Origin of the sequence: Pseudomonas sp., from assembly GCF_035512415.1 — a bacterium.
Classification (GTDB): domain Bacteria; phylum Pseudomonadota; class Gammaproteobacteria; order Pseudomonadales; family Pseudomonadaceae; genus Aquipseudomonas.
This window is the reverse complement of sequence record NZ_DATKDZ010000017.1, coordinates 1-1,261: the sequence shown is the minus strand read 5'-3', so window position 1 is coordinate 1,261 and position 1,261 is coordinate 1. Positions and strand designations below refer to the sequence as shown.

Below are 1,261 nucleotides of genomic sequence, written 5' to 3'. Positions count from 1 at the left end.
ACCAGCCCCAGCAGGATTTTGCCAAAGGGCTCATCAGCCAGTGTTCTCAGCGCCCCGGAAATGTCGGCACTCTTGCTGGCCAACGCGCCCCACGCGATCTGCAACGCCAGCCAGCCGATCAAGAGGTGGACAACGCCGTAAGCGATCAACCCGACGCGGGCGATCACCTCCAGCGACGCGCTGTCACCGGCCTGTTGAGCCTTGCCGCCGGCATTGGTTGCCATCGCAGGGGCCCTCCGCCTCGACGCCGAGCGCAGCGACTACTTGCTACTTCGAGGGCTAGGAAAAACAAACTCACTTCTTGGTCAAACACAAGCCTATTGGCGGTGCAGTGAGTTGTCAAAAGCACAACCCTGGAGGGATTTTATGCTTCGTCGCCCAGCGTCTGTCCGAAAAATGTATACAAATATTGGACAAATGGATATTTTCATTCCGGATGTCCCACCGGCCCTGACTACCGCGAAGTACTCGACGCGCTGGCTCGTCGCGATCAGCTACGCATGGCCGCCGACCGTACGATCTGCACAGGGCGCCTCGGATGACGATCGGCATTTCAGGCTTTCCACGCCGTCCTGCTCAGGCAGCGCGATGAGTTTGCCTTCGCCACCAGATAGGTAGCAGATCGGACACGGCAGGGCAGGTGCGTTGTTCGGCGCCGTCGCCCAGTACGCTCGGGCTTCGTCTATTGCGCCGTCCGACATGCCGCGACCCTTAAGATCGTCGACCATGCGTTCAAACAATTCTGGATCGGCCATTGGTTCGTTTCTATGCACGCCATCAAGTATTGGACCGCTGCGCGCCGCGTCGGCGTTAGTCGCGTTTAGCCCCTTCGGAGTCTAATCGGCGGTGCCATACCGGGCTTCCTAACTGTGCTGCCCGTCGTCGGAATCGTTTACATATTTGGCGCGATCGATTCGTTGAACAAGGGCCTTTTTTCGAATGCAACGGTTAGCGGTGTGCTTTGGTACTGTGCCGGTGCAGTGGCCGGGGAAATCGCAGCTCGTCAACGATGAACTCTAACTCTAGTTCGAGCGGACGCGAGGTCAGCGCGGCTATCGCAGGCGCTGCCCAGCGCCGCTCAACAAGGAGTTAGGCCGCCTAATGATGCGTGCTTTTCTTGTTACTACAGGCTTGATGGTTACAGCCGCTTGTGCGAGTCAGGAGGCGCCTATGCATGAGGCGTCAATAAACTTTGATTTAGAGAATGTTCAGCCGTTCTTGACGCAACTAGATTCCACACTCCTTCTCGGGCTGCCCGCCC

2 protein-coding genes are annotated in these 1,261 nt (G+C 58.0%); both read right to left on the bottom strand.

The features are described from left to right. On the bottom strand, positions 1 to 224 hold a 224-nt coding region (locus VMP31_RS09940), incomplete at its 3' end, for a DUF1206 domain-containing protein (RefSeq protein WP_325506599.1). A 270-nt stretch (positions 225 to 494) separates the two neighbouring features. Continuing rightward, a complete protein-coding gene (locus VMP31_RS09935) occupies positions 495 to 755 on the bottom strand; it encodes a hypothetical protein (RefSeq protein ID WP_325506597.1) in 261 nt (86 codons plus the stop codon). Positions 756 to 1,261 lie beyond the last annotated feature (506 nt).